Below are 25,015 nucleotides of genomic sequence, written 5' to 3' on the forward strand. Positions count from 1 at the left end.
GCGTTAGCTTCTATGTTTTACAACTTCGAATTTCCTTTAGCTCTATTATTTAAGGATTGACCTAATTTGTATTCGGCTTTTATTTCTTTCGTCTTATATTATAATTTCAAATGAACTTCTCATTAATATGCAAACAGCTTTCGTTGTTTGCGGTTGCAAAGGTAATACTTATTTTTAAACTACAAAATATTTTTTAAATAAATTCTGAAGTTTTTATTCTAATTATTCCTCGCTTTTCAATTTACAATACTACTCGTCTTTCGTATTGAGAGTGCAAATATAAGATGCTTTATTTTAACTTTCCAAATGGTATTTACAATTATTTTACATTAATACTTTAAATCACTGAATATGAGATTTATATTTTTTAAAATAAATTTTACCACACTTGAAATTATGTATAAATATACAATTTCATGCATTATCCATACTTTATCTAGGGAATATCTTGCCAGTATGTACCAAGTGAAGAATAATTGGAAATACCTTAAAATAACTATTCTTATTTTAATTAATACTCATCCGAACGAACACCGAACAAGCTCTGGAGAAAGTATAGAGGAATCTATATATTTAAAATTATGAAACAACTAGTATTATTTTAATAAATACTGATAGAATCATTATAGTTAAACATTATAGTTATCATCATCTTTTTCTTTTGTATTTGTCTGAGCTAATTTATCTATAAATGAAACTTGACGAAGTTTAGAATTTTTAGTTGGTAAAATTGGAAATCCTTTAAACTCTGCGTACACTTTTGTGAATTTAGCCCCAAGATACATAATGGTCGCTACATAATATATCCATAATAGTAAAATAACAAGTGATCCTGCGGATCCAAAGATTGTAGAATATCGTGTATTAGATAAATATATACCGATTAAATACTTAGCTATAAAAAACAATACGGCTGTAAATATTGCCCCTATGAATGCAGGTTTTGTTTTTATTATTGCATCGGGCAATACCTTGAAAAGAATATAAAATATTAGTACCGATATCAGTATACTTAATGCGTTGTTGATTAAAATAAGGGAAGTTTTATTTAGAGACATATTAAATGAAATTGTATTTAATATATCTTCACCAAAACTTACTAAAACGCTGTTGAGAATTACTGTAGAAATAAGTAGTAAACCTAATGCTAATATAACTAGAAATGAAAGTCCACGGTTTATAATAAATTTTATCCACGCTCTTTTTGGAACTGCTTCTACTCTCCAAATTAAGTTTAGTGAATCTTGCATATCAGTAAACATAGTAGTAGAACCAAAAAGCAAAACTCCAATACCGATGTATAATGCTAATGAACTATCTCCAGATAGAGTAGAGTTTGTTACAAAATTTTGTACAGCTAATGCTACATCTGGACCAACTATATTTTTTAATTCATAATACATTCTATTTTCTATTGCATCTTTTTTATAAAATAAACTTGCGCTAGAAATTATTATAATAAGAAGTGGTGATAGAGAAAATAATGCATAATAAGTTAAAGATGCACTCATTTTCATAATACGATCCTCTCCAAACTCAATTATAGTCTGTTTTAATATTTTGAAATAAAATTTAATTTTATCCATAGTGGTGGTTTAATATTAAAGATACAAATCTTAAATAAAAAAAGCCATTCAAATTTGAATGGCTTTTTTAAATATTAATCAATCGAAAAAAATTACACTAACATTGTAACTGGATTCTCGATATACATTTTTAATGTTTGTAAGAATTGAGCCCCTGTTGCTCCGTCTACTGTACGGTGATCGCATGCTAACGACAACTTCATTGTGTTACCTACAACGATTTGACCATTTTTAACGACAGGTTTCTCTATAATAGCACCTACTGATAAGATACAAGAGTTTGGTTGATTGATAATTGATGTAAATGATTCAATTCCAAACATACCTAAATTAGATACAGAAAAAGTAGATTTATCCATTTCGTCTGCTTTTAACTTACGCTCTCTTGCACGTCCTGCATAATCTTTGATTTCTGCAGAAATCTGAGTAAATGATTTATGATCTGTATTTTTTACTACTGGAACTAATAAGCCATCTTCTACTGCAACTGCAACACCAATATTAATTGCTGCATGTTGAACAATTTTATCATCGTGCCACGTTGCATTAACAGCTGGATGTTTACGTAAAGCCATAGCACTAGCTTTTACAACAATATCGTTAAAAGATACTTTTGTATTAGGTACTGCATTTAATTGCTTACGAGCCTCGATAGCATTATCCATATCTAATTCGATATTTAAATAGTAATGAGGTGCTGTAAATTTAGATTCAGCTAAACGTTTAGCAATTACTTTACGCATTTGAGAGTTCGGAATCTCTTGATCTTCTCCTGTAATAACTGGCTTATCTACTGAAGTAGCAACAGAAGGTTTAACCTCAGTCTTTGTTTCTGTAGATGAAACAGCTGGAGCAGATTTTGGATTTGCTTCAAAATTTTCAACATCTTTCTTTACGATACGACCTTGATCTCCTGATCCTTTTACTTCTCCTAAATTGATTCCTTTATCTTTTGCGATAGATTTAGCTAATGGTGATGCAAAAATACGGTCATTAGAAGATGAAGTTGGAGTAACTTCTAATTCCACAACAACTGGTTTTTCATCATCAAGTACTTCAGTTGTAGCTGCAGTATCTTTTGCTTCCGGAACTTGACCTCCATTTGCAACAATTCCAGAAACATCTGTACCTGCTTCGCCTATAATTGCTAAAACAGTATCTACTGGAGCTGGTTCGTTTTCTTTAGCACCTTGATATAATAAAACACCATCGTATTCAGATTCGAATTCTTGTACTGCTTTATCCGTTTCTATTTCTGCTAAGATATCACCTTCTTTTACCTCATCTCCTACATTTTTATGCCAAACTACAACTGTACCCTCTTCCATCGTATCAGATAAGCGAGGCATTGTAATTACATTTACATTTGTTGGAACTTCAGTTTTCACTTCAGTTTTTGGTTCTGAAGTTGTTTCTTCTTTAACCTCAACTACATTTTCTGTAGTTGTAGTTGGAGCTTCACCGTTAATTAAAGCTGAAATATCTTCACCTTCATTCCCAATGATTGCTAAAACTGTATCAACTGGCGCAGCTTCATTTTCTTTTGCACCTTGGTATAATAATGTTCCATCAAATTCAGATTCGAATTCTTGGATAGCTTTATCAGTTTCTATTTCGGCAATAACATCACCTTCTGAAATTTTATCACCTACATTCTTATGCCACTTAACAACAGTTCCTTCCTCCATTGTGTCGCTTAAGCGCGGCATTGTAATAATTTCTGCCATGGTTTTATTTAGTTATTTTCAACTTTATCTAAGAATGGGTAATTCTCTTGAGAATAAATATGATCATACATCACATTTGGATCTGGGTAAGGAGAATTTTCTGCAAACTCAACACATTCTTCAACAGAAGCTTTAACTTCTTCTATCATTGCATCTAATTGCTCTTTTGTAGCCCAATTGTTAGCTAAAATTTGAGATTCAACAGTTAAGATTGGATCTTCTTGTTTATAAGCTTCTACTTCTTCTTTTGTACGGTAAAGTTCAGCATCAGACATAGAGTGTCCTCTGAAACGGTAAGTACGGATATCTAAGAATGTAGGTCCATCTCCACGACGAGCGCGCTCTAATGCTTCGTATGCAGCTTCCGCTACTTTTACGGGATCCATACCATCTACAGCCATAGAAGGCATATCATATCCTAAACCTAATTTCCAAATATCTTCGTGATTAGCTGTACGTTTTACTGAAGTTCCCATTGCATATTGATTGTTTTCACAAACAAATACAACTGGTAATTTCCAGTTCATTGCCATATTAAATGTTTCGTGTAATGTACCTTGACGTGTTGCACCATCTCCCATAAGACAAATAGTTACATGTTTACGGTCATTAAATTTATCTCCAAATGCAATTCCTGCACCTAAATTAATTTGACCTCCTACAATACCATGTCCTCCAAAGAAATTGTGTTCTTTACTAAAAACGTGCATAGATCCTCCTAATCCTTTAGAAGTACCTGTAGCTTTCCCACAAAGTTCTGCCATAATTCTTTTAGGATCTACTCCCATAGCCATTGGCCATACGTGACAACGATACGCAGTTATCACTCTATCTTCAGGCTCCATTGCATGTAAAAAACCAGCTGGTAGTGCTTCTTGACCATTATAAAGATGTAAGAAACCACGTATTTTCTGTTTTAAATATAATGAACGACACTTATCTTCAAAGCGACGCCAGAAGTTCATATCGCGGTACCATTCAAGGTATTTTTCCTGTGTTAAATTTTCCATAATTGCACAATTCGTTAGAACAAATTTAAACTAATCTTAGACGTGTGCAAAATTGCTAACCTAAAAAATCTTCAGTAAAATGTAATGGTAGTAAATCTTTAGCGCTATCTAACTTAATAATTTGCCCTTCGTTTCCTGATAAAAACAACTGTATATTATCGTTTTGCTTCTTTTCAATTTCAAGAATGTATTGGCGACACATCCCACAAGGAGGTAAAGGAAAATTAATATTTATTGTAGAAACAGCTAGTTTTTTAACTTTAATATGGGGATAATTTGCATTTACATATGCTAAAAGTCCACGTTCTGCACAAGTTCCTACAGGGTAAGAGGCGTTTTCTTGGTTGCTGCTGGCAAATATTTGCCCATCTTCTAACTCTACCGCTGCACCAACATGAAATTTTGAATAGGGCGCATATGCAGTTTTTGAAATCTCATTTGCGCGGGTAACTAGTAATTGATTATTTGTTGTCAACTCGTTCAAACCCTCAAAAGTTTCGTATTCGAAGCTTATTTTTTCTTTTTTCATATAGCTTTAGGTAGAATATAGATCCTATCCTTTTTAAAATTAAACATTTAAAACCCTTTTGCTATTTTATTCTCTAGAAAAAGGAAGTAAATTTATAAAAAAATAGTTGTTATGTTGAAGAAAATTTTCGGAAGTGCAATTTTTGGTGTTTCTGCACAAACAATTACCATTGAAGTAAATATTGACCAAGGCGTAGGCTATCACTTGGTTGGTTTACCAGACTCTGCTATTAAAGAAAGTAATTTTCGTATTCAGGCCGCATTAAAAAATATAGGTTATAAAATTCCTGGCAAAAAAATTACCATTAATATGGCACCTGCCGATTTACAAAAAGAAGGTTCTTCTTATGATCTGACAATAGCGATTGGTATTCTATGTGCTTCTGAACAAATTCAACATCAATCTATCGAAGAATATATTATAATGGGCGAATTATCTTTAGATGGTTCTCTACGCCCTATTAAAGGAGCTTTACCTATTGCGATACAAGCCAAAGAAGAAGGTTTTACAGGATTTATATTACCTAAGCAAAATGCAGATGAAGCTGCCGTAGTACAAGGTATAAATGTCTATGGAGTAGAAAATATTTTAGAAGTTATTGAATTTCTTAACGGCGATAAAGATCTACAACCTCATCACTTTGATTTAAAAGATCATTCTTTACAAGAATTAAATAAATATACACATTGCTTTTCTGATGTAAAAGGCCAAGAAAATGTAAAAAGAGCAATGGAAATTGCTGCAGCAGGAGGACATAATATTATTTTAATTGGACCTCCAGGAAGTGGAAAAACTATGTTAGCCAAAAGAATTGCTTCTATTTTACCCCCTATGACTATTGATGAATCTTTAGAAACTACTAAGATACATAGTGTAGCAGGAAAACTTGGGAATAGATCTTTAGTTTATAATAGACCATTTATTTCACCACATCATACAATTTCAGATGTTGCTTTAGTTGGGGGAGGCTCTTATCCACAGCCTGGCGAAATTTCTTTAGCACATAATGGGGTTCTATTTTTGGATGAATTACCTGAATTTAAACGATCTGTGCTTGAAGTAATGCGCCAACCTTTAGAAGATAGAGAAGTTACTATATCTAGAGCAAGGTTTACAGTAACCTACCCTTCTAGTTTTATGCTTGTTGCTTCGATGAATCCTAGTCCGAGTGGGTATTTTGCAGATGATCCTCAGAATACATCTTCCTTTCATGAAATGCAGCGATATATGAATAAGATTTCTGGTCCTTTACTAGATCGTATAGATTTACATATTGAAGTTACTCCAGTTCCTTTTGATGATTTATCTGAAGCTAGAAATGGAGAAAAAAGTATGAATGTACGTCAACGAGTTATCAAAGCAAGAGAAATTCAGACCCAACGATATAAAAATTCTGGTATTCATTACAATTCTCAAATTGGTCCTAAGGAATTAGACAAATTTTGTATTCTTGATGACGAATCTAAAAAACTTATTAAGACGGCAATGGAGCGGTTAAATTTATCCGCACGTGCATACGATAGAATTCTACGGGTTGCAAGAACCATTGCAGATCTTAGCCAATCAGAGGCAGTAAATGCCAAACATATTGCAGAAGCTATACAATATCGAAGTTTAGATAAAACCTAAATTTAGTTCGCAAATAAAAAAAACCACATCCATTTAAGATGTGGTTTTTTTTATTATTTCACAGAATTAATATCGAATTCTTCTCTTTCTTTATTTTCAGACTGTTTATATGCTTTTAGTATATCACGTACTAATTGATGTCTAACTACATCGCGTTCATCTAAAAATATAAACCCTATATCCTTTACGTCCTTTAATATTTGAATAGCTTCTCTTAAACCCGACTTTTGTTTTGGAGGTAAGTCTATTTGATTAGGATCTCCTGTTATGATGAATTTAGATTTTTTCCCCATACGCGTTAAGAACATTTTCATTTGTGCATAGGTTGTATTTTGCGCTTCATCCAAAATCACAAAAGCATCATCTAAAGTTCGTCCTCTCATAAAAGCTAATGGAGCCACTTCTATTACACCTTTTTCAATATAACCCTGTAATTTTTCATGATGAATCATATCTTTTAAAGCATCGTATAATGGCTGAAGATATGGATCTAATTTATCTTTCATATCCCCAGGTAAAAAACCTAAATTTTCACCTGCTTCTACAGCTGGACGAGTTAGGATTATACGTCGTACCTCTTTATTTTTTAGCGCTTGTACTGCAAGAGCAACACTTGTATATGTTTTACCAGTTCCTGCAGGACCAATAGCAAATGTCATATCTTTTGAGTATACTTTTTCAACAAGTTTTACCTGTCCAGGCGTTTGAGGTTTTATCATTTTCCCATTAACCCCATGTACAATAATCTCGTCCTCTTTTTTCATTTGTGCCATTTCTAGCTGATCTTCCATCATTATAATTTCAAGATCACGAGAATTCAGACGGTTATACTTTTGGATATGAGAAATAATTCTTACAATTTTTTGTTCAAAAATTTGTAATTCATCTTCATTTCCTAAGACAGTTAGTACTTTACCTCTACCAATTATTTTTAGCTTTGGATAATACTCTTTAATTCTTTTTAAATGCTCATTATTAATACCATAGAAGTCTTGAGCATTTATTTCGTTTAGTTCAATATTAATTTCAGTCAAATGTGATATTGTTTTTGGTTCACTAACACAAAAATAAACAATATATTTGCTAAGTATTATAAGAATAATGGCAATTATAACGTTAACAACTGATTTTGGTATAAAAGATTATTTTGTATCCAGCGTAAAAGGTGCGATTCTAAAGGAATTGCCCGACGTTACTATTATTGATATTTCTCATCACGTAAGTCCTTTTGATATATCAGAAGCTGCCTACATTATTCGTAATTCATATGATGAATTTCCAAAAGGAAGTATCCATATCATTGGAGTTAATTCATTAAGTACACCAGACCAAAGACCTATATGTGCTCGAATAAATGGACACTATTTTATTTGTGGAGACAATGGAATCTTATCCTTGATTTGTCATAACGAATTACCAGAAGAAATTTACGAAATTACTATACATCCCGAAGGTATAGACAGCTTATTTCCTGTAAAAAACTGTTTTGTTCCTGTGGCTTGCCATTTAGCTAGAGGTGGTTTACCATCTTTACTAGGACCTAAACGAAATGAGATAAAACAACTTAATGAGTTGAAACCTGTTTACAGAGAAGATAAAGTCTTAATAGGCTATGTTATCTATATCGATCATTTTGGAAATGTAGTTACTAATATTACGCGTAAACAATTTGATGAAGTAGCTGCTGGTCGTAAATACAATATTATTTTACGCCAGAAGGATTTTTCAATCACAGATATTAAGATCATCTATGATCATTACCATGATGTGATACATGATTTTAGTAAAGAATTTCAAGCAATGGGGCGTACTTTATGTGTATTTAATTCAGCTGGATTTTTAGAAGTAACACTTTATAAAAGTAATCCAGTGGTAAGTAGTGGTGCAAATCAACTGATGGGATTAAAGAAAGGAGATACAATAACAGTTGAATTTGAGGATGAATAGTCCTTCGTATTAAAAGAATTTTAAATTTATGGGATATAACTATCTTATATACAAAGCTATACATGTAATATTTGTCGTTAGCTATTTTGCAGGACTTTTTTACATCGTTCGCTTAATGATTTACCATACAGATACACAATCTATGGAAGAGCCAAAAAAATCTATTTTGGCAGAGCAATATAAATACATGAAAGATAGGCTATGGAATATTATTACAGTTCCTGCTTTTTCTATTATGATGATAATGGGTGGAAATATGTTGTACAAAAATCCCGCACTGTTAAATGCAGGATGGATGCAATTTAAACTCGGAGTTATCGTTTTACTAATAATTTATCATTTTTGGTGTTGGAAAACTATTCGTGAACAGAAGAAAGATATTCATAAATATACTTCAGTACGTTTACGTATGATGAACGAATTGGCTACAATAATTTTATTCGCTGTGGTATTTGCAGTGATACAAAAAGCTGGATTTGTACAACATTGGCCATGGGCTATTATTAGCTTTATATTCGTGGGTGTAATTATTATGGTAATTGTAAAAATTATTAATCGAAACAATAAAAATTAATATGTGGACCATTTTTAAAAAAGAGTTTAATCAATTCTTTTTCGGATTCACAGCTTATTTAGCTGCTGCTGCTTTCATTCTTATTTCTGCTTTATTCTTATGGTTTTTTGATAATCAGTATAATGTTTTTAATATTGGAAATGCATCTTTAGGTAGTTTCTTTTTCATCGGACCTTGGATTTTAATGTTTATGATTCCAGCTCTAACTATGAAAATGATTGCAGAAGAGCAGACAAATGGCACATTATTGTGGCTATTCACACTACCTATAAAAAGCACTGAGATAATACTAGGAAAATTTTTCGCAGTTATAAGTATCTTACTGTTTTGTTTACTAAGTACATTTTTATTTGTACTTACGCTAGAAAATTTTATCCATGCGGATCAAACCTTAGATTATGGTGCGATATATAACGGATATTTTGGCTTATTTCTTTTAGGAAGTTTATTTACTGCCATTGGAATACTTACTTCTTCACTTTCCAAAAATCAAGTTATGGCGTATGTATTTGCAGTCGTTTCTTGTTTTTTTATTTACTATGGTTTTGAAGGTTTGGCATCTTATAATTTATTAGGATCTGCTGACTATTATGTACAAAAAATAGGGAGTTATTCTCATTACCAACAATTTTTAAAAGGAATTCTAGATACAAGAGATTTGGGCTACTTTTTAATAATTATTGCTCTATTATTACAATTCGCTAATATTAATTTACAATTAAAAAAATAGTTAACATGAAGAGATTAAATAAAAAATCATTCGTTGTATTGGCTATCTTTTTTATGGTTTTAATTGTTAGTCAAGTTTTTTATAAACGCTTTGATCTAACACAAGACAAACGCTACACTTTAACTGAAACATCTAATTTACTTCTTGATAAAATTGATCACGATTTACAGATAGACATTTTATTGGGTGGAGAGTTAACAGGTAATTATCGAATTTTAAAAAATGAAATTCAATTTTTGCTTGAAGAATTAAAAGAAAAAAATATTAAAATAAAATACCGTTTCGTTGATCCATTAGAAATGAATACAACTGAAATGGAAGAAGCAGGTATTGTTGCTGTTCCTATAAAAACAGATAAAGGTGTGCTTAATGTCTATCCTTACGCTCGATTATCGTATGGAGACAAAACAATTTGGATGGAAACATTAGCAAATGACCCATCTGTTGCTTTTGAAGATTTAGCAATTTCTTCTATAGAAAAATTAGAATATTTATTTGCTGAAAAAATTCAAAAAATTACCAATACCAACCGTAAAAAAATTGGATTCATTGTACATCATGATGAATTACCTCAACAAAATATTGAAGGATTAGGTCGTGCGTTAACTGATAAATATGATGTTGATGTGTATCTAAATCCTATTATTAATAAAAAATTCTCTTTAGATATTGATGATATTGATAGCTTAAAGAAATTTGATGCCTTAATTGTTGCTAAACCAACACTACCCTTTTCTGATAAAGATAAAATGGTATTGGATCAATACATAATGAATGGCGGTAAAATGCTTTGGGCAGTAGAAACGGTTGATGCAGAAATGGATTCTATTTTCCGCTCTGGTAAAATTGTAGCTTTTCCAAGGGATTTAAAAATTAGTGACTTCTTATTCAATTATGGTGTACGTATCCATAATACAGTTATCAAAGATTTAAACGGAGGTAAAATTGTATTAGCAGACGGAGAAACAGCCGGTAATGTAAGCTATAACTATTACACTTGGCCTTATTCTGAATTAGGACTAGCAGGAGATACAAATCCAATTACAGCTAGTATAGATCCGGTAATTTTTAGCTTTGCTAATCCTATTGAATTACTTGAAAATCCTAATGTAAAGCAAACTGTATTACTTAGTACAGCAGCTCAAACTACCATGAAACCTTCGTTAAACTACATTTCATTAAATGAAGTAGAAATAGACGAAAACGAAGAATATAACATGGGCAAAATTCCTATGGCTGTATTGTTAGAAGGAAATTTTAATTCGGCTTATGCTTCACGTATCGAGCGTCAAGAAATCCCTAATTTTAAAGGGAAAACTACCAATGGTAAAATGATTGTACTTTCGGACGGAGATGTACTGAAAAATCATTTATGGAGAGGAATGCCTATGCGATTAGGAGAAGATAAATACTCTGTACGACCGGATAATCCTAATGCTCGTCCAACGACCTATGCCAACCAGACATTTGTATTAAATGCAATGGATTATTTATTAGGTGATGAAGATTTCTTAGCTTTACGTAATCGTAAATTAGAAATTCCTCTTTTAAATGAAACACGTGTTTTGTCTGATAAAGAAAAATGGCAACAACTCAATTTAATCATTCCTACAGCAATTATTGCCCTATTAGGAGGATTAGGATATTTTATTCGTAAAAAGAAATACGCAAAATAATTATAAACATTAATTGTATAATAGTCTAAGGAAATCTTAGACTATTTTTTTTTGTTATGATTAATTATGTAAGATTGATCGTATATTTAATTTAAACACAAAACGAATGAAAATATATATTGTCTTACTTCCAGTTTTAATTCTATTTACGAATTGTGAACAACCAAAAAACACAAGTACTCTTTATAAAAATGATGCAGGAGAAATTACAATCGGAAAAAACTTTGTAGTCGATCGTCCTATGGCCATTCTAATTATTCCTACAGAAGAATCTTTAAAAGAAACTGAGAAAGAAATTGGATTGGATAATTACCGCATTTATTATGATGATGGTGCGTCTATAATGAATGATGCAAATACAGTAATAGAAACAAATAATATTGAATCAATTTAAAAACTGAATAATGAAATCATAACCTTCGTAACAATTGATGGTAAAATATACGATGTAGATTTACGAGATAAAGCTTTTGTTACCTTATTATTCAATGGAAAAGAAGCTCCAAAAGAACTTTTTTCTGATAATTTAGAAACTGACGAACAGATTATAGATTATATGCAATAAAAAAATCCCTTCCATAAAAGGAAGGGATTTTTTTATATGTTTTAAAATAAGATTTATTCTGCGTGTAAGAAAGCTTTCTTAGATAATAAACGTTCTTCACTTTCTACGTGAGCGTCATCTGGTACACAACAATCTACCGGACAAACCGCAGCACATTGTGGTTCTTCGTGGAAACCTTTACACTCCGTACATTTATCAGGAACAATGTAATAAACTTCATCACTTACTGGATCTTGTACTCCATCAGCATCATATTCTATCCCGTCAATATTAACAATAGAACCTGATAAAGATGTTCCTTCAGAATATTTCCAATCTACAGCAGCTTCATAAATTGCGTTGTTTGGACATTCTGGTTCACAAGCACCACAATTTATACATTCATCTGTTATAATAATTGCCATTCTATCTGTTTTTTAATTCCTACATTTGTACTTACAAAATTACATTTTATTTTTAGAATCATGACAATTGAACAAAGGATTTCAGCATTTAATGAATTATCTCAACTATTTAAATATATTACAAATAACGTTCAACCTACGTCAATAGAATTACACGAAAAATTTAAAGCTTTAGATGAAGAAATTGAATATGCTGTAAAGGATGCAGAAGCTTATAATAATTGGTTTACAAAAGAAAATGTTTTTTTCGCGTTAAGCAATTGGTCTGAAGCTCTAACGACAGAAAGCTTATCACAATGGATTGCTCCTTACAATTTTAAACCTACTGATAAAAATGTAGGAATTATCATGGCAGGAAATCTTCCATTAGTTGGTTTTCACGATTTGTTGGCAGTAGTTTTAGCAGATCATACCGCTTTAATTAAAACATCTTCTAAGGATGATAAGTTGATGAAATTTATTGTTAAATACTTATACACAATAAATGAAGATTTTAAAGATGTTCTTAAAATCATTGATCGTCTAAAAGATTTTGATGCTGTAATTGCAACAGGGAGTAATAACACAGCTCGTTATTTTGAACAATATTTTTCTAAAGTTCCTAATATTATTCGTAAAAACAGAACTTCGGTAGCTGTTTTAAATGGAACAGAAACTCCAGAAGAATTAAAAGCTTTAGGAAACGATATGTTTATGTATTTTGGTTTAGGATGTCGTAATATTACTAAAGTATATTTTAAATCAGAAGAACAAATCCATCCATTTTTTGAAAGTATTTATGATTGGGGTGTAAAGGTTATTAATCATCCTAAATACGCCAACAATTATGATTATAATCGAGCAATATACTTATTAGGTCAAGATAAATTTTTAGATAATAATTTTGTTCTTTTAAAGTATGATGAAAATTTACATTCTCCTATCGCTGTCATTAATTATGAATTTTATGATGATGTAAATAAAGTAAAAGATTTTTTAAAGGAAAACACAGATCAAATCCAGTGCGTAGTTGGACATGATATGAAAGATAATCCAAACTATGTTGAATTTGGGAAAACCCAAACACCAACATTAACAGATTATGCGGATAACATTGATACCTTAAAATTCTTAGCAGAGATATAACTTAAAAACCTCCAATTGGAGGTTTTTTTATTATATGAATGTTCTTAAACAACACTAGGATGACAATTAAACTCTCATGCGGAAAAAAGGAATGAATAGTTTTAAAAAATGTCATGGAAATTACTGTCCAAATCGATTGTTTTATTAAAAAATTGGAAAGGTTTTTCAGAGAAATTCCAAGTTGAAATTTTATGCATAAAATCAATTGGTAAATCTGGTCTATTTACATCTTTTAGATTCATTTTAAAACTCACTTCAGATTCTTTTAATACCCAGGAATTTTCATAAGGACGATATTTAATAGAAATTATACCGAACCTTTCTAAAAGTGTATTTTTATTGGTTTGAACAATATTATTTAAGTTCAATTGATATTCAACAACAGAAAATGTTTTCCTATCAATTAAAAAATACGTTCTATCATTAATACCATTATCTAAAAAAATCTCAAACATTTCTTTGTCAGCATACACCGTTTTTTTTAATTCGCTTAATTTATATTGATTTCGTAAAACTTGATTGTATGTAGATTTGATTGCATCTAAAATGTATAAGTTTTTAAAATAGTCTGACGTAACAAAAGACAACTGAACTGGTGCATTACCTTTAACAAGTCTATCCTTTACTATTCCGCTGGATTTTGCTTTAACTTTTCCTTTATCAAATTTCAATTGCAAATTAAGATTGATCGAATTATAATATAATGTATCCATCTTAAAATCTTGAACTAAATCAACCAAAAAGTAATACTTATCTACATTATAATTAGCATTATAATTTCTAATCACATTTTTTAAAATATCTTCTACTCTTAAGTTCGTTAGAAAAGCTTCACTTAGTTTGATTTCTTCTACTTTTTCTAATTTAATCGTTAATTCTGATTGTATATTACTTAAACTGATTGAAGCGTTTTGATAATCTTTCATCGCCACAAACATTTCATCCTGCTTATCAATACCAGATAAGTCTATATTTACTTTGCCTTCGTTATTAGTACTAAAATATTTTGTAGAATGCATAAAATACAAATCAGCTTGCTTTAATGGTTGATTCGTAACATAATCCACCACTTTAATATTGATTTGTTGAGCATTACAACAAGCAGTTATAATGATGAAAATGAATTGTAAATAGTTCATTTATTTAAGATAAGAATTCGTAACGAAAAATTTCTAATTTTAAGGAAAAAAAAAGCCTCCTAATAGGAGGTTTTCTTTTATTTTAACCAATTTTTTAAAATGTGAATCGAGTTGTTAACATAATTTGCGTTGGGCGTAATTGATACTGGTATCGCATTTCATAATATGAGCTTAATGTATTTTGAAAATAAAATTTTTCATTGAATACATTATAAGCCGACAATTCGAAATCGATTTTCTTTTTCTTTAAGGTATATCGATACATTAAATCCCCAAAAAATGAATTTGGATTTGATTTAGAGTCATCATTTATAAATGCATCTATATTCAATTTAATGTAATGACGTTTTGCTGGAAAAATATGTAAACCGAAGTGATGTTCTTGATTGATTATTTTTCTTGTAGATTGATTATCTACATTATTAATATAATTCAACCAATTGTATTTATACTCTAACGTTAACCAACTTATTTTTCTGTATTTTATTTCTGCATGAATACTTGTTAATTCATTTTTAACTTGAATAAAATTATTATTTAACAATTGAGCATGAGCCATCCATTGCTGATGAATTCCAACTTCTAAATTAAATTTAGTTTTGGAAAAATATTGACTAAATTTTGCATTTAATCCATGAGAAACCTGATTATTCTTTCTTTTCAACAACCTGTAAAATTGTACTGGCGTCTGCATTGTATAGATAATTATTAAGCAACGTATTTTCTGTCCACGAATAATTATAGCCAAAATTTACAAATCTTGCTTTTATTGCATTCTTATATTCCGCTATTATCGATGAATTCCATGAATCACGTTCGTTTAATTTTCCATCTCGTTGTTGAATCGAATTGTAATTGTATAACATATAATTTTCATGAAGACTTCCTAAACTTCCTAAACTTTGTTTAAATGCATTACTCGCTCGCAGTTCCCAAAAATTAGATATTTTGTACGACAAAAATAAATTTGGATTAACAAATAAACGATTCAATTGATCCTTTTTAGAAATTGTTTGTAATTTCAAGTGGTTCATTTCAATCGGTACAGCCAATGTTGTTCTGAAATTTCCTTTTTTATATTCGAAGCGATTCTCCCAATAATAATTAAATTTTGACCAATTCACATCATTTGAAAAATTTTCTCCTGCCATGATTTGATTGGCATAAAGTCTACTTTCCATCGTTTGATTGATATAACTAAATCCAAGTTTCGAATGCATCGAAAATGCTTTTATTCCTTTAGTAAATTCGATAAAATTATTTGTATTGAATTTATTAAAATTCACCCGTTGATAAGCATGTTGATAAGATTGATTATTATTAATGAATTCCGTAAAAACACCTGGAGTAATGGCTAATTCTTCTTGATAATCTTTGTATGAAAATAACGATCGAAAATTAACTAATTGTTTCCCTACTTTCTTAATGATCTTGAAATTATTAGCCAATTCCTGATTAGGTTTTTGCAAAACTTGATCAATTAATTCATCTTCTCGTTTCAAATAACCATGACGACGATTCCAAGTTCCTTTAAATTCTAATTCGTTTTGCAAAAAATTATCCGAACTGTTGCGTAATAAAGTGGCTTTCGCTACAAAATCTTCGGTTTGTATATGATTTCGTTTTTGTTCATTAAGCACAATATTTCCTGTGGGCAGAAAATATTGTGTGGAACTTTCGCCCATTCGTTTTTGATAATCGTTGGTATACGACAGATTAAAACGTAAATCTAACTCTTTATCTAATTTGTATAAATGGTTCCAGCTTCCCAACTGAACTGAATTGTTCAGCCACCTTTTTTCATTAAAATTTGGTGTTTGAACTCCTGAAATACCTAACCAACCTTCGTTAGAAAAACGCTCTGAATTATTGATTAAATCTTCGAATGATAAAATAGCCAATTGTTTCGTCACATCTTCTCCTCTATTGTTGGCTTGGTAAGAACCAATCATTTGTTGTTTTTTCGTAAACAACATTGGCGTTACATTAGCTTGATAAAGTACAGGCGAAACTCCTAAACCAATTTCAGCTTTACCTGAATATGTTATCTTATTTTTTAATTTGATGTTTAGCGCTGCCTTAGAACTGACAACCAAACTATCTAACATTTTAATGGGTTGATGATTTTCTAAAATCTGAACTTTATCTACCGCATCGGCCGATAAGTTTTCGTTTGCCAAGGCATATTTTCCACCCAAAAGATCCATTCCTTCAATATAGTATTTGTTGATCGGTTCTCCTTGGTACAAAATTCGACCAGAAGATTCGATTTCTATCCCTGGCATTTTCTTAATGACATCTGCAATTGTACGATCTTGTATATCTTTAAAGTTGGTAACATCGTAAGCAATAGTGTCGCCTTTTTTACGAATTGCGGGTTGTTTTATATTAACTTCTTTTAACTCGATAGCTTTTTCTTGTAGCGTAAAATTAAAATCAGAAGTAGATTCATTCACTAATTCGGAAGTAAAGGCATAATTCATAGCACGAACTTTTACCTCGTACATATCGTATACCGTTTCCTTTATTTCTAACGAAAATTTACCATCCGATTTAGTAATACTATATACCAACGTTTTGTCTTCTTCGTTAGGCGATAAGATGACACTAGCGCCTGCAACAGGTTCTCCCTTTTCGTTGATGATGGTTCCTGAAATTTTTAACTGAGCAAAAATAACATGGGCAAGAATAAAAAATAATAGTGTTAATTGTGGCTTCAAATTTATCTTTTTTTTAGAATGTCATATTTAAATCTTTTTCTATATGCAAGTTTACTTTTTTCAAGTCCAATCATTTTGAAAGAAAGAATCAGTTTTGTAGTTAATATCTCAGGTCACTTTATACAATTGATGAGGTCATCAAAAATAACAGGATAAAATTCTAATCATAGGTTTCAATTTATAATATAAAAGGTAGAGATGGATCTAAAAAAATATATTTCCTTTTTTTATGATTCTCCTCCATTTTTTTCACCTTCTCTTCCTCTAGTTGTAATCCTGCATTCATTAATAATTGAGGCGAATTATTCAATAGAATATTACCGTATTTAAATAGTTCTTTTGAAGATAAAAACTCAAAATCACCTTTTCTTCTAAAAGAAATTCCAGTCTCATAAAAATTATCCAGATTAGGTTTCATTTTATAATTGATCAATTCAAATTGAAAAATTTTATTTTGGTCTTCTAATAAAACGATTGCTCCTGGTAATCCGTAAAATGTGTAAGGTGCTATTTGCATCGGAATTTCTTCTGTATAATATGCAATCCATTCTCTATTTAAATATTTTGTAACCGCTTTTTTTAAAATACGATGCTGGTGATGGATTGTATCATTAGTTAAAGACCACTTTGGAAGAATTAGATCATCTACATTTGCTACTGCCTTATCAAATGTAAAAATCCATTTTTTTTTCTTCATTGTATTGAGATCCATTTCTATAGTCACATTATCAACCCGAGAAGTATAACTTTCAGTTGAATTAATTAATTCATTTGGATGAGTATATTTAATGTTTTTGGTATAAGCTATAGAATCTGAAATAATTCTGTTTTGAGCTCTATAAAATCTTCCATTATTATTGACTAGAACACTAACAATTTCTGAATAGTTTTTTTTACTTAAACTATCTTTTTTAAAATTGTATAAATAATTAAATTCAAAAAATTGAGCTGAAAGGAAATGACTACTTACCAAAAGGAGTAGGGAAATTATTATTTTCATGAGATTTCTATTATAATAGTCCTGTTATTAATATAACAAGACTATTAAATTAATTATTATTCACCATCTGTAGGTGCTTCCTGTTCTTCTTCACATGCTTTACTGGCAGCCTCTTTAGCTTTATCTGGATCTAATTCTCCATACCAACATAATATAAGTGCAATACCACAATCATTTTTAACTGAACTACATGTACGGTTTTGACCAAAAGCTAAAGTTCCGATAAGTGCGAAAGCACTTGCTAATACCATTTTTTTCGTTTGTTTAGTAATTTAAATTCAATAATTAATTATAGTTTGCAACCTATAATTGTCTCATTAACGCTAATTACTTCAATAATAATATACAAATATTTATGATCTTAATCAATTAAAAGCGAATAAATTAAACATAAAAAAAGCTTCCCAAAAGGAAGCTTTAACTATATAAAAGTCTTAAAAAACTTATTTTACTCTTTTAAAGAATGAATCCACAAACTCCATTTTATTAAAGGCTTGTAAATCATTAATTCCTTCTCCAACACCAATGTATTTTACTGGAATATTGAATTGATCCGAAATTCCGATGACTACACCACCTTTTGCAGTACCATCTAATTTAGTCACTGCTAACGAAGAAACTTCTGTTGCTTGTGTAAATTGTTTGGCTTGCTCAAAAGCGTTTTGACCTGTAGAGCCATCTAATACCAACATCACTTCGTGAGGCGCATCTGGAATAACTTTTTGCATCACACGTTTTATCTTAGACAACTCGTTCATTAAATTAACTTTGTTGTGTAAACGTCCTGCTGTATCAATTAAGACAACATCTGCATTTTGCGCAACTGCTGATTGGATAGTATCAAATGCTACCGATGCAGGATCAGATCCCATCGCTTGTTTTACAATTGGTACACCAGCACGATCAGCCCAAATCACTAATTGATCAACTGCTGCTGCACGGAATGTATCTGCTGCTCCTAATACAACTTTTAAACCTTGTGCTTTAAATTGTGAAGCTAATTTACCGATTGTTGTTGTTTTTCCTACTCCATTTACTCCCACGACCATAATTACATACGGAACGTTTTTCTTTGGAATTGAAAATCCAACCGAATCTTCAACGTTATTTTCAGATAATAATGATGCTATTTCTTCTCGTAAGATTTTATCTAATTCAGAAGTAGAAACATACTTATCACGTGCTACACGTTCTTCAATACGTTTAATAATTTTGATGGTAGTTTCAACACCTACATCAGAAGAAATTAACACTTCTTCTAAATCATCTAAAACCTCCTCATCTACTTTGGATTTACCAACAACAGCACGAGAGATTTTATCAAAGAAAGATGAACTAGATTTTTCTAATCCTTCATCTAACTTTTCTTTGTTTTCTTTACCTAATATCTTTTTGAACCAACTCATTAAAAGTTAATTTATCTTAAATTTTGTACGAAGATACAATAAATTAGAGGAATAAAAAAAGCTGCTCTATGTGATAGAGCAGCTCTTATTATATTATAGTGTAAGTAATGCCAAAATATTATTTCGCAAAGAAAGAATCTACTTCTTCAGCATTTACTACTTTTTCAACGAATACGTAAGCCCCAGATTTTGGAGATCTTACCATTCTAATTACTTTAGTCATTTTCTTTGACCCTGTTTGTAATGTTGCTACGGTTTTCTTTGCCATCGTCTAAAGTTTTATTATTTAATCTCCTTGTGAACTGTATACTTTCTTAAAACTGGATTGAATTTTTTTAATTCAATACGGTCTGGAGTATTTTTCTTGTTTTTCGTAGTGATGTAGCGAGACATTCCTGGCATACCACTTTCTTTATGTTCTGTACATTCTAAGATAACCTGTACTCTGTTTCCTTTTTTAGCCATGGTGTCCTAAATTATTTGATTAAACCTTCTTTACGTGCACGTCTAACAGCCTCATCAACTCCTAATTTGTTGATAGTTTTTAAACCGTGTGCAGAAACTTTTAAATTAATCCACTCACCAGCTTCTGGCATAAAAAATTTCTTTGAGAACAAATTCACCTCAAATGTGCGCTTTGTTTTGTTGTTAGCATGAGAAACATTGTTCCCAACTAATCTTTTCTTACCTGTAATTTGACAAATTTTTGACATTTCCTTTTCTTGTCTTATTTTAAACGGAGTGCAAAGTAATAAAATATAAATTACTTAAGCAACTCTTTTAGGTTATTATTTATTAATTTTTTTTGTACTCGGCTTGTATAGTAACTTCTGAGCGAAAGTATAAGCTAAGATAATTCCCATTACCATTAAAGCTATTCTCGCTAAATAATCACCATACTTCGAATAAAACGTTAAATCACTATTCATCAATACAGTACCGTTTAGGGCACCTTGCTCTCCATATGGAATAGATTTCATGATATCTCCTCGCTGATTCACGAAACCGGAAACTCCGGAGTTTGCTGATCGAACAATAGCGCGTCTGTTTTCAATGGCTCTTAGATTACCATATAATAGTAATTGACGATGTCCATCGGTGTAGCCCCACCAAGAATCATTGGTCATCGTGAATAAAACATTCGAACCAGCTCTCACATATTCTGCCACATACTCGCCATAAATAGATTCGTAACATATTACAGGAGCAACAGAAGCGTCGTTTGTTTTATTATTAAAAACAGATCGATTAGGTTGTGTACCTAACGTTTTTGTTGTGCCGCCAAAGTTAAGCATAAATTCTCCAATAATTGGCATTAAAATGTTACGATATGGAAAATTTTCTACTCCTGGTACTAATTTAGATTTATGATACACTGAGATAGAATCGTTAGAATTGACTTGTAATGCCGAATTAAACGAATCATACCACATAAGACCATCCTGAGATACTGACGCTGTTTCTGTTGCTAAACTAGACATTGGGTATATTCTGATGATAGAAGCTCCAGAAACAAAATTTAAATCCTTTTTTTGAGCAGTCCATTCTTTGATATCATTAATGATTAAATCATTATACATGTTATCAAATACCAAGGAAGATGATCCCGGAATTGCTGTTTCTGGTGCTACAATAAATTGTGTTTCCGGTTTGATATTTTTTAAAGCTAAAGCTTTTATTTCATCATAAATTTCTAAACCTCCTTTTTCATATTTTTCTGTGTATGGATCTAAATCTGGCTGAATAACTAACGCATGAAGTGGTTCTCCCTTCTCTTCATGTGTTGCATACATTATATAAGATATCCCAATAGGTATAGCAATCATAGGAATTACATAAATTCCTAATTTGTTCACATATTTAAACTCTTTCTTATTTATATATGCTGTGATATAATAAAATGCTACAATGTTAACTAACCAAATCCACAAGGTTCCTCCAAATGTTCCTGTAAATTCATACCACTGTACCCACTCATAAAACTTAGCAAAACCATTACCTAAGTTAAACCATGGCCATGTTAATTCCCAGTTAAGATGTAATTTTTCAAAAGACATCCACACTGCAGGAAGAAAAATTAAACCATATATATTCCCTGCTTTTTTCTTTACCCAATGATACAATTGGAAAACAATGGACATAAAAAGTGAATTAAATACAACAGGAATAGCATATGAAATCCAAGAATTATGAAAATCACCATTTGCATCTGCTTGTTGCGCATAGTGTAGCCACCAAATAACTATGGCGTTCCAAATAAAAAATGTAAGATAGGATAACCCGAAAACCTTACGTGCTTTTTTCTTGTACTGTGCTCGTTGTGTTATTTGATGCTCTGCCAGCATTAAAGGCACAAATCCAAAAAATAATAACAATGGAAAACCATGTGATGGCCAACCTGCTGATAACAATAATCCTGAGATTATTGCATATGCAATATATTTTTTCATGTTACAAATTTATAATTTCATTCTATAGAAAATGATGATTTTTATTTCTAATTCAGATTTATTTAATTACAATTGTATGGATATAATAATTAGGATCTGGATTTATATCAAAAGATGTTTTAAAAGAAGCATCTTTCAATTTTTTCCATTCTTTTGTAGGATATAATATTAGCTCACTGTTTTCTATTTGTAAAGGCATCGCAAAATCATCAACAATATCTACATATCTATAAAGATAGTATTCTCCCTCCTTTTTTAATTCTAAAACTGGTACGTTCTTAGTTCTTAGGTATTGATCAAAAAAGGCTTTCAAATCCAATCCAGCATGTTTTGAAATATACTGTTCAATTTGTTGTGTAGTAACCGTCTGATGGTAAAATTCTTTATTTAATCCTCTAAGAATTTCTCTAAATTTCACATCATCATTTAACCATGTTCTCAAAGTATGAATCATATTTGCACCTTTATTATACATATCTCCAGGACCTTCTTGGTTAACTCCGTATATACCAATTATAGGTTTTTCATTTGCTATAGACATACGTGTGCCACGTAGATACTCTGCTCCTGCTTTTTTCCCGTAGAGTGATTCTGTATAAAGTGATTCTGAGTAGGATGTAAATGATTCATGAATCCACATATCTGCAACATCTTTATTAGTAATATTATTCCCAAACCATTCGTGTCCAGCTTCATGTACAATGATAAAATCCCATTTTAGCCCCCAACCTGAGTTAGATAAATCTCGACCCAAATATCCATTCTCAAATTTGTTTCCATAAGCAATTGCAGATTGATGCTCCATTCCCAGATGCGGGCTTTCAACCATTTTGAAAGAATCTTCGTAGAATGGATATGGACCAAACCAATATTCAAAACTTTTTAACATCGACTTTGCTTGCTCAAATTGATGTTGGGCTTTCTCTAAATTATAATCTAATACATAATAATCTAAATCAAGTTCACCTTTTTCTCCTTGGTAAGTATCTTTAAAGTTTACGTATTTACCTATATAAGGTATAATGTTGTAATTGTTGATTGGATTAGTAACTCGCCATGTATAAGCGGTTTTATTTTTTATCTTTCTTTGACTGACTAATCGCCCATTTCCAACTCCAACCAAATCGTTTGGAACAATAATTTCTAAATCCATTCCTCTATTTGGTTCATCTCCTAAATAATCTTTATTAGGATACCAAACGCTGGCACCAATTCCTTGGCATGCTACTGACATCCATTCTCTGCCCTTCTCGTCTTTTTTGAAAATCCAACCTCCATCCCAAGGTGCATTTACTGCTTCTTTTGGCGTTCCTTCAAATTCTAATTTCAGCTCGTTTCCTTTTTGCTTGATTTTTTTACCAACATTTAAAAAAATAACATTTCCATCTGTAGCCCAAGCCTTTATTTGTTTTTTATTAATTTCTGCGGAAGTAATCTCCATAGGTTGCTGTAAATCAATTTGCAGAATATTGTTGGGTGATTCTTTAACTACATCAAAATTTATAATTGTAGTTCCTTTAATAGATTTTGTTTTAAAATCAGGTTCTACAGAAATTTTATAATGTTGTACATCCCACCAATCTCTATAAGACGTATTAGATCCTCTCAGCGTATCTTGAGAAGTAAATTCGCCTTTATTGTTTAAAATTTGAGCTTGCGCTTGAATGGCAAATACACTCAGAATTAGTATTAATATCTTCATAGCATTGTTAAAAACTTATCAAAAATAAGATTATATATTTGATATATAACTTTAAATACTACTATGATTAACCCTGAATTTATAATAAAAATAGAAAATCTTAAAAAAAGGAATTTAACACTAGAAGCTCTACAAGAAATTTTACTCCAATTCGATTTACATCATCCTAAATTTGTGGGATTTGCTTTCAGAGACGAGTTAAATCCTAAAGGACTATTATTAACTGCTGAAGGCACTGAAGAGACAGGAATTACAATAAAAGTCCCTAAAAATATTCTAGATTTTGATATTTCTTTGATTGCGAATCTACTTATGCACGAAATGTATCACGTGTATCAACGCACAGGAGACAATCAAATCATAACGAGAGAAGAAAGGGAATGGCAAGCATATAGAGAAATGATTTTTCATGAAAAATTTAAAAATATTCCGGCTCTTGATGAATTTTATATTCGACAATTTGCTGAAAAAGCTTTGACATATTATGATAGAATGTCAGATTTATTACAAGCAAAATATGCTGTTGAAAAAATACAACTACAAAAAATATTAAATGAAACTCATCCCATTCATCAAAACTTGAATGATGATGTTACAAATTACAATGTTTTTGAAAAAATTGATATACGTGTAGGGACTATATTAGAGGTTAATGATTTTGAAGAAAGTTATACTCCAGCTTATCAACTTACAATTGATTTTGGAATATTAGGAATTAAAAAAAGTTCAGCTAAAATAACTGACGTATATAAAAAAGAAGATTTAATCGGTAGACAAATTATGGCGATAATTAATCTTAATTCCAAAGAAATAGAAACTTTAAAGAGCGAATGTTTTGTGATTGGAGTCCTTGGCAATAATCAAGACATTATCTTGTTAGATCCCGCACGAAAAATAGAAAATGGGACAAAAATTGGCTAATAAAGTAATGTAAGTGCTTCTAAAACATATTAAAATGTCATAAACTCGTAGTTCATTTAACGACGAAATAAGCATATTTATACTTTTTTATGGCTAAATATGACAACATGACATCATTTAATTATTGATTGTCATTTATTATCAGTTGGCACAAAGATTGTCTATAAAGATTCGT

Annotated in this window: 25 protein-coding genes; 8 read left to right on the forward strand and 17 right to left on the reverse strand. The window is 30.8% G+C overall.

The window, feature by feature from the left end:
- Positions 1–629: 629 nt before the first annotated feature.
- The 4 genes from IM532_RS07915 to IM532_RS07930 all read right to left on the reverse strand — a co-directional run bounded on the left by IM532_RS07915 (position 630) and on the right by IM532_RS07930 (position 4,807).
- Entirely contained in the window at positions 630–1,586 is a 957-nt protein-coding gene (locus IM532_RS07915) for a YihY/virulence factor BrkB family protein (RefSeq protein WP_194182927.1), read from the reverse strand.
- 92 nt (positions 1,587–1,678) lie between these two features.
- The gene (locus IM532_RS07920) at positions 1,679–3,313 is read right to left on the reverse strand and encodes a pyruvate dehydrogenase complex dihydrolipoamide acetyltransferase (RefSeq protein ID WP_194182928.1); all 1,635 of its coding nucleotides are present in this window, start codon (positions 3,311–3,313) and stop codon (positions 1,679–1,681) included.
- A gap of 8 nt (positions 3,314–3,321) precedes the next feature.
- On the reverse strand, positions 3,322–4,323 hold the full coding sequence (gene pdhA, locus IM532_RS07925) for a pyruvate dehydrogenase (acetyl-transferring) E1 component subunit alpha (protein ID WP_194182929.1): 1,002 nt from the start codon (positions 4,321–4,323) through the stop codon (positions 3,322–3,324).
- A gap of 55 nt (positions 4,324–4,378) precedes the next feature.
- The gene (locus IM532_RS07930; RefSeq protein ID WP_228063691.1) at positions 4,379–4,807 is read right to left on the reverse strand and encodes a cytidine deaminase; all 429 of its coding nucleotides are present in this window, start codon (positions 4,805–4,807) and stop codon (positions 4,379–4,381) included.
- A gap of 156 nt (positions 4,808–4,963) precedes the next feature.
- Here IM532_RS07930 and IM532_RS07935 point away from each other — a divergent pair, with 156 nt between their 5' ends.
- Positions 4,964–6,481, forward strand: coding sequence for a YifB family Mg chelatase-like AAA ATPase (locus tag IM532_RS07935; protein WP_194182931.1), 1,518 nt, complete (start codon positions 4,964–4,966; stop codon positions 6,479–6,481).
- Between the two features lie 53 nt (positions 6,482–6,534).
- Here the strand turns inward: IM532_RS07935 and IM532_RS07940 are convergent, their stop codons facing one another.
- A complete protein-coding gene (locus tag IM532_RS07940; protein WP_194182932.1) occupies positions 6,535–7,515 on the reverse strand; it encodes a PhoH family protein in 981 nt (326 codons plus the stop codon).
- A gap of 67 nt (positions 7,516–7,582) precedes the next feature.
- Here IM532_RS07940 and IM532_RS07945 point away from each other — a divergent pair, with 67 nt between their 5' ends.
- From IM532_RS07945 to IM532_RS07965, 5 genes are all read left to right on the forward strand, one after another.
- The gene (locus IM532_RS07945; protein WP_194182933.1) at positions 7,583–8,428 is read left to right on the forward strand and encodes an SAM hydrolase/SAM-dependent halogenase family protein; all 846 of its coding nucleotides are present in this window, start codon (positions 7,583–7,585) and stop codon (positions 8,426–8,428) included.
- A gap of 28 nt (positions 8,429–8,456) precedes the next feature.
- On the forward strand, positions 8,457–9,002 hold the full coding sequence (locus IM532_RS07950; protein WP_194182934.1) for a CopD family protein: 546 nt from the start codon (positions 8,457–8,459) through the stop codon (positions 9,000–9,002).
- A 1-nt stretch (position 9,003) separates the two neighbouring features.
- The gene (locus tag IM532_RS07955) at positions 9,004–9,732 is read left to right on the forward strand and encodes an ABC transporter permease subunit (protein ID WP_194182935.1); all 729 of its coding nucleotides are present in this window, start codon (positions 9,004–9,006) and stop codon (positions 9,730–9,732) included.
- A gap of 5 nt (positions 9,733–9,737) precedes the next feature.
- Entirely contained in the window at positions 9,738–11,408 is a 1,671-nt protein-coding gene (gene gldG / locus IM532_RS07960; RefSeq protein ID WP_194182936.1) for a gliding motility-associated ABC transporter substrate-binding protein GldG, read from the forward strand.
- A gap of 106 nt (positions 11,409–11,514) precedes the next feature.
- Positions 11,515–11,802 carry a hypothetical protein gene (locus tag IM532_RS07965; RefSeq protein WP_194182937.1) on the forward strand — a complete coding sequence of 96 codons (288 nt, stop codon included), beginning with the start codon at positions 11,515–11,517 and terminating at the stop codon, positions 11,800–11,802.
- Positions 11,803–12,026: 224 nt separating this feature from the next.
- Here IM532_RS07965 and IM532_RS07970 read toward each other — a convergent pair whose 3' ends face one another.
- Positions 12,027–12,377 (reverse strand): 4Fe-4S dicluster domain-containing protein, encoded by a 351-nt coding sequence (locus tag IM532_RS07970; protein ID WP_194182938.1) that lies wholly within the window; start codon positions 12,375–12,377, stop codon positions 12,027–12,029.
- A gap of 60 nt (positions 12,378–12,437) precedes the next feature.
- On the opposite strand from IM532_RS07970, the gene IM532_RS07975 reads away from it, so the two are divergent.
- Entirely contained in the window at positions 12,438–13,502 is a 1,065-nt protein-coding gene (locus IM532_RS07975) for an acyl-CoA reductase (protein WP_194182939.1), read from the forward strand.
- Between the two features lie 101 nt (positions 13,503–13,603).
- On the opposite strand, the gene IM532_RS07980 is transcribed toward IM532_RS07975, so the two are convergent.
- The 11 genes from IM532_RS07980 to IM532_RS08030 all read right to left on the reverse strand — a co-directional run bounded on the left by IM532_RS07980 (position 13,604) and on the right by IM532_RS08030 (position 23,919).
- The gene (locus IM532_RS07980) at positions 13,604–14,641 is read right to left on the reverse strand and encodes a hypothetical protein (protein ID WP_194182940.1); all 1,038 of its coding nucleotides are present in this window, start codon (positions 14,639–14,641) and stop codon (positions 13,604–13,606) included.
- Between the two features lie 94 nt (positions 14,642–14,735).
- The gene (locus tag IM532_RS07985) at positions 14,736–15,305 is read right to left on the reverse strand and encodes a hypothetical protein (protein WP_194182941.1); all 570 of its coding nucleotides are present in this window, start codon (positions 15,303–15,305) and stop codon (positions 14,736–14,738) included.
- Positions 15,289–17,361, reverse strand: a complete 2,073-nt coding sequence (locus tag IM532_RS07990; RefSeq protein ID WP_194182942.1) for a carboxypeptidase regulatory-like domain-containing protein — start codon at positions 17,359–17,361, stop codon at positions 15,289–15,291. The genes IM532_RS07985 and IM532_RS07990 overlap by 17 nt, the downstream gene beginning before the upstream one ends.
- 178 nt (positions 17,362–17,539) lie before the next feature.
- Positions 17,540–18,361 carry a GLPGLI family protein gene (locus tag IM532_RS07995; protein ID WP_194182943.1) on the reverse strand — a complete coding sequence of 274 codons (822 nt, stop codon included), beginning with the start codon at positions 18,359–18,361 and terminating at the stop codon, positions 17,540–17,542.
- 56 nt (positions 18,362–18,417) lie between these two features.
- Positions 18,418–18,612 (reverse strand): hypothetical protein, encoded by a 195-nt coding sequence (locus IM532_RS08000; protein ID WP_194182944.1) that lies wholly within the window; start codon positions 18,610–18,612, stop codon positions 18,418–18,420.
- Positions 18,613–18,804: 192 nt separating this feature from the next.
- Positions 18,805–19,767, reverse strand: coding sequence for a signal recognition particle-docking protein FtsY (gene ftsY / locus IM532_RS08005; RefSeq protein WP_194182945.1), 963 nt, complete (start codon positions 19,765–19,767; stop codon positions 18,805–18,807).
- A 118-nt stretch (positions 19,768–19,885) separates the two neighbouring features.
- Positions 19,886–20,035 (reverse strand): DUF4295 domain-containing protein, encoded by a 150-nt coding sequence (locus IM532_RS08010; RefSeq protein WP_194182946.1) that lies wholly within the window; start codon positions 20,033–20,035, stop codon positions 19,886–19,888.
- A 14-nt stretch (positions 20,036–20,049) separates the two neighbouring features.
- A complete protein-coding gene (gene rpmG, locus IM532_RS08015) occupies positions 20,050–20,232 on the reverse strand; it encodes a 50S ribosomal protein L33 (protein WP_194182947.1) in 183 nt (60 codons plus the stop codon).
- A gap of 11 nt (positions 20,233–20,243) precedes the next feature.
- Positions 20,244–20,480 carry a 50S ribosomal protein L28 gene (gene rpmB, locus IM532_RS08020; protein ID WP_194182948.1) on the reverse strand — a complete coding sequence of 79 codons (237 nt, stop codon included), beginning with the start codon at positions 20,478–20,480 and terminating at the stop codon, positions 20,244–20,246.
- A gap of 75 nt (positions 20,481–20,555) precedes the next feature.
- A complete protein-coding gene (lnt, locus tag IM532_RS08025) occupies positions 20,556–22,217 on the reverse strand; it encodes an apolipoprotein N-acyltransferase (protein ID WP_194182949.1) in 1,662 nt (553 codons plus the stop codon).
- A gap of 58 nt (positions 22,218–22,275) precedes the next feature.
- The gene (locus tag IM532_RS08030; protein ID WP_194182950.1) at positions 22,276–23,919 is read right to left on the reverse strand and encodes a M1 family metallopeptidase; all 1,644 of its coding nucleotides are present in this window, start codon (positions 23,917–23,919) and stop codon (positions 22,276–22,278) included.
- Positions 23,920–23,982: 63 nt separating this feature from the next.
- Here IM532_RS08030 and IM532_RS13820 point away from each other — a divergent pair, with 63 nt between their 5' ends.
- The gene (locus IM532_RS13820; protein ID WP_317172998.1) at positions 23,983–24,840 is read left to right on the forward strand and encodes a tRNA-binding protein; all 858 of its coding nucleotides are present in this window, start codon (positions 23,983–23,985) and stop codon (positions 24,838–24,840) included.
- Positions 24,841–25,015 lie beyond the last annotated feature (175 nt).

This window comes from Faecalibacter rhinopitheci (assembly GCF_015234135.1).
Classification (GTDB): Bacteria; Bacteroidota; Bacteroidia; order Flavobacteriales; family Weeksellaceae; genus Empedobacter; species Empedobacter rhinopitheci.

What these genes read in the sequence shown, in the direction of transcription:
- IM532_RS07915 (WP_194182927.1), bottom strand. Translation starts at nt 1,586, where the DNA reads ATGGATAAAATTAAATTTTATTTCAAAATATTAAAACAGACTATAATT.
- IM532_RS07920 (WP_194182928.1), bottom strand. Translation starts at nt 3,313, where the DNA reads ATGGCAGAAATTATTACAATGCCGCGCTTAAGCGACACAATGGAGGAA.
- pdhA (WP_194182929.1), bottom strand. Translation starts at nt 4,323, where the DNA reads ATGGAAAATTTAACACAGGAAAAATACCTTGAATGGTACCGCGATATG.
- IM532_RS07935 (WP_194182931.1), top strand. Translation starts at nt 4,964, where the DNA reads ATGTTGAAGAAAATTTTCGGAAGTGCAATTTTTGGTGTTTCTGCACAA.
- IM532_RS07945 (WP_194182933.1), top strand. Translation starts at nt 7,583, where the DNA reads ATGGCAATTATAACGTTAACAACTGATTTTGGTATAAAAGATTATTTT.
- IM532_RS07950 (WP_194182934.1), top strand. Translation starts at nt 8,457, where the DNA reads ATGGGATATAACTATCTTATATACAAAGCTATACATGTAATATTTGTC.
- IM532_RS07955 (WP_194182935.1), top strand. Translation starts at nt 9,004, where the DNA reads ATGTGGACCATTTTTAAAAAAGAGTTTAATCAATTCTTTTTCGGATTC.
- gldG (WP_194182936.1), top strand. Translation starts at nt 9,738, where the DNA reads ATGAAGAGATTAAATAAAAAATCATTCGTTGTATTGGCTATCTTTTTT.
- IM532_RS07965 (WP_194182937.1), top strand. Translation starts at nt 11,515, where the DNA reads ATGAAAATATATATTGTCTTACTTCCAGTTTTAATTCTATTTACGAAT.
- IM532_RS07970 (WP_194182938.1), bottom strand. Translation starts at nt 12,377, where the DNA reads ATGGCAATTATTATAACAGATGAATGTATAAATTGTGGTGCTTGTGAA.
- IM532_RS07975 (WP_194182939.1), top strand. Translation starts at nt 12,438, where the DNA reads ATGACAATTGAACAAAGGATTTCAGCATTTAATGAATTATCTCAACTA.
- IM532_RS07980 (WP_194182940.1), bottom strand. Translation starts at nt 14,641, where the DNA reads ATGAACTATTTACAATTCATTTTCATCATTATAACTGCTTGTTGTAAT.
- IM532_RS07995 (WP_194182943.1), bottom strand. Translation starts at nt 18,361, where the DNA reads ATGAAAATAATAATTTCCCTACTCCTTTTGGTAAGTAGTCATTTCCTT.
- IM532_RS08000 (WP_194182944.1), bottom strand. Translation starts at nt 18,612, where the DNA reads ATGGTATTAGCAAGTGCTTTCGCACTTATCGGAACTTTAGCTTTTGGT.
- ftsY (WP_194182945.1), bottom strand. Translation starts at nt 19,767, where the DNA reads ATGAGTTGGTTCAAAAAGATATTAGGTAAAGAAAACAAAGAAAAGTTA.
- IM532_RS08010 (WP_194182946.1), bottom strand. Translation starts at nt 20,035, where the DNA reads ATGGCAAAGAAAACCGTAGCAACATTACAAACAGGGTCAAAGAAAATG.
- rpmG (WP_194182947.1), bottom strand. Translation starts at nt 20,232, where the DNA reads ATGGCTAAAAAAGGAAACAGAGTACAGGTTATCTTAGAATGTACAGAA.
- rpmB (WP_194182948.1), bottom strand. Translation starts at nt 20,480, where the DNA reads ATGTCAAAAATTTGTCAAATTACAGGTAAGAAAAGATTAGTTGGGAAC.
- lnt (WP_194182949.1), bottom strand. Translation starts at nt 22,217, where the DNA reads ATGAAAAAATATATTGCATATGCAATAATCTCAGGATTATTGTTATCA.
- IM532_RS08030 (WP_194182950.1), bottom strand. Translation starts at nt 23,919, where the DNA reads ATGAAGATATTAATACTAATTCTGAGTGTATTTGCCATTCAAGCGCAA.
- IM532_RS13820 (WP_317172998.1), top strand. Translation starts at nt 23,983, where the DNA reads ATGATTAACCCTGAATTTATAATAAAAATAGAAAATCTTAAAAAAAGG.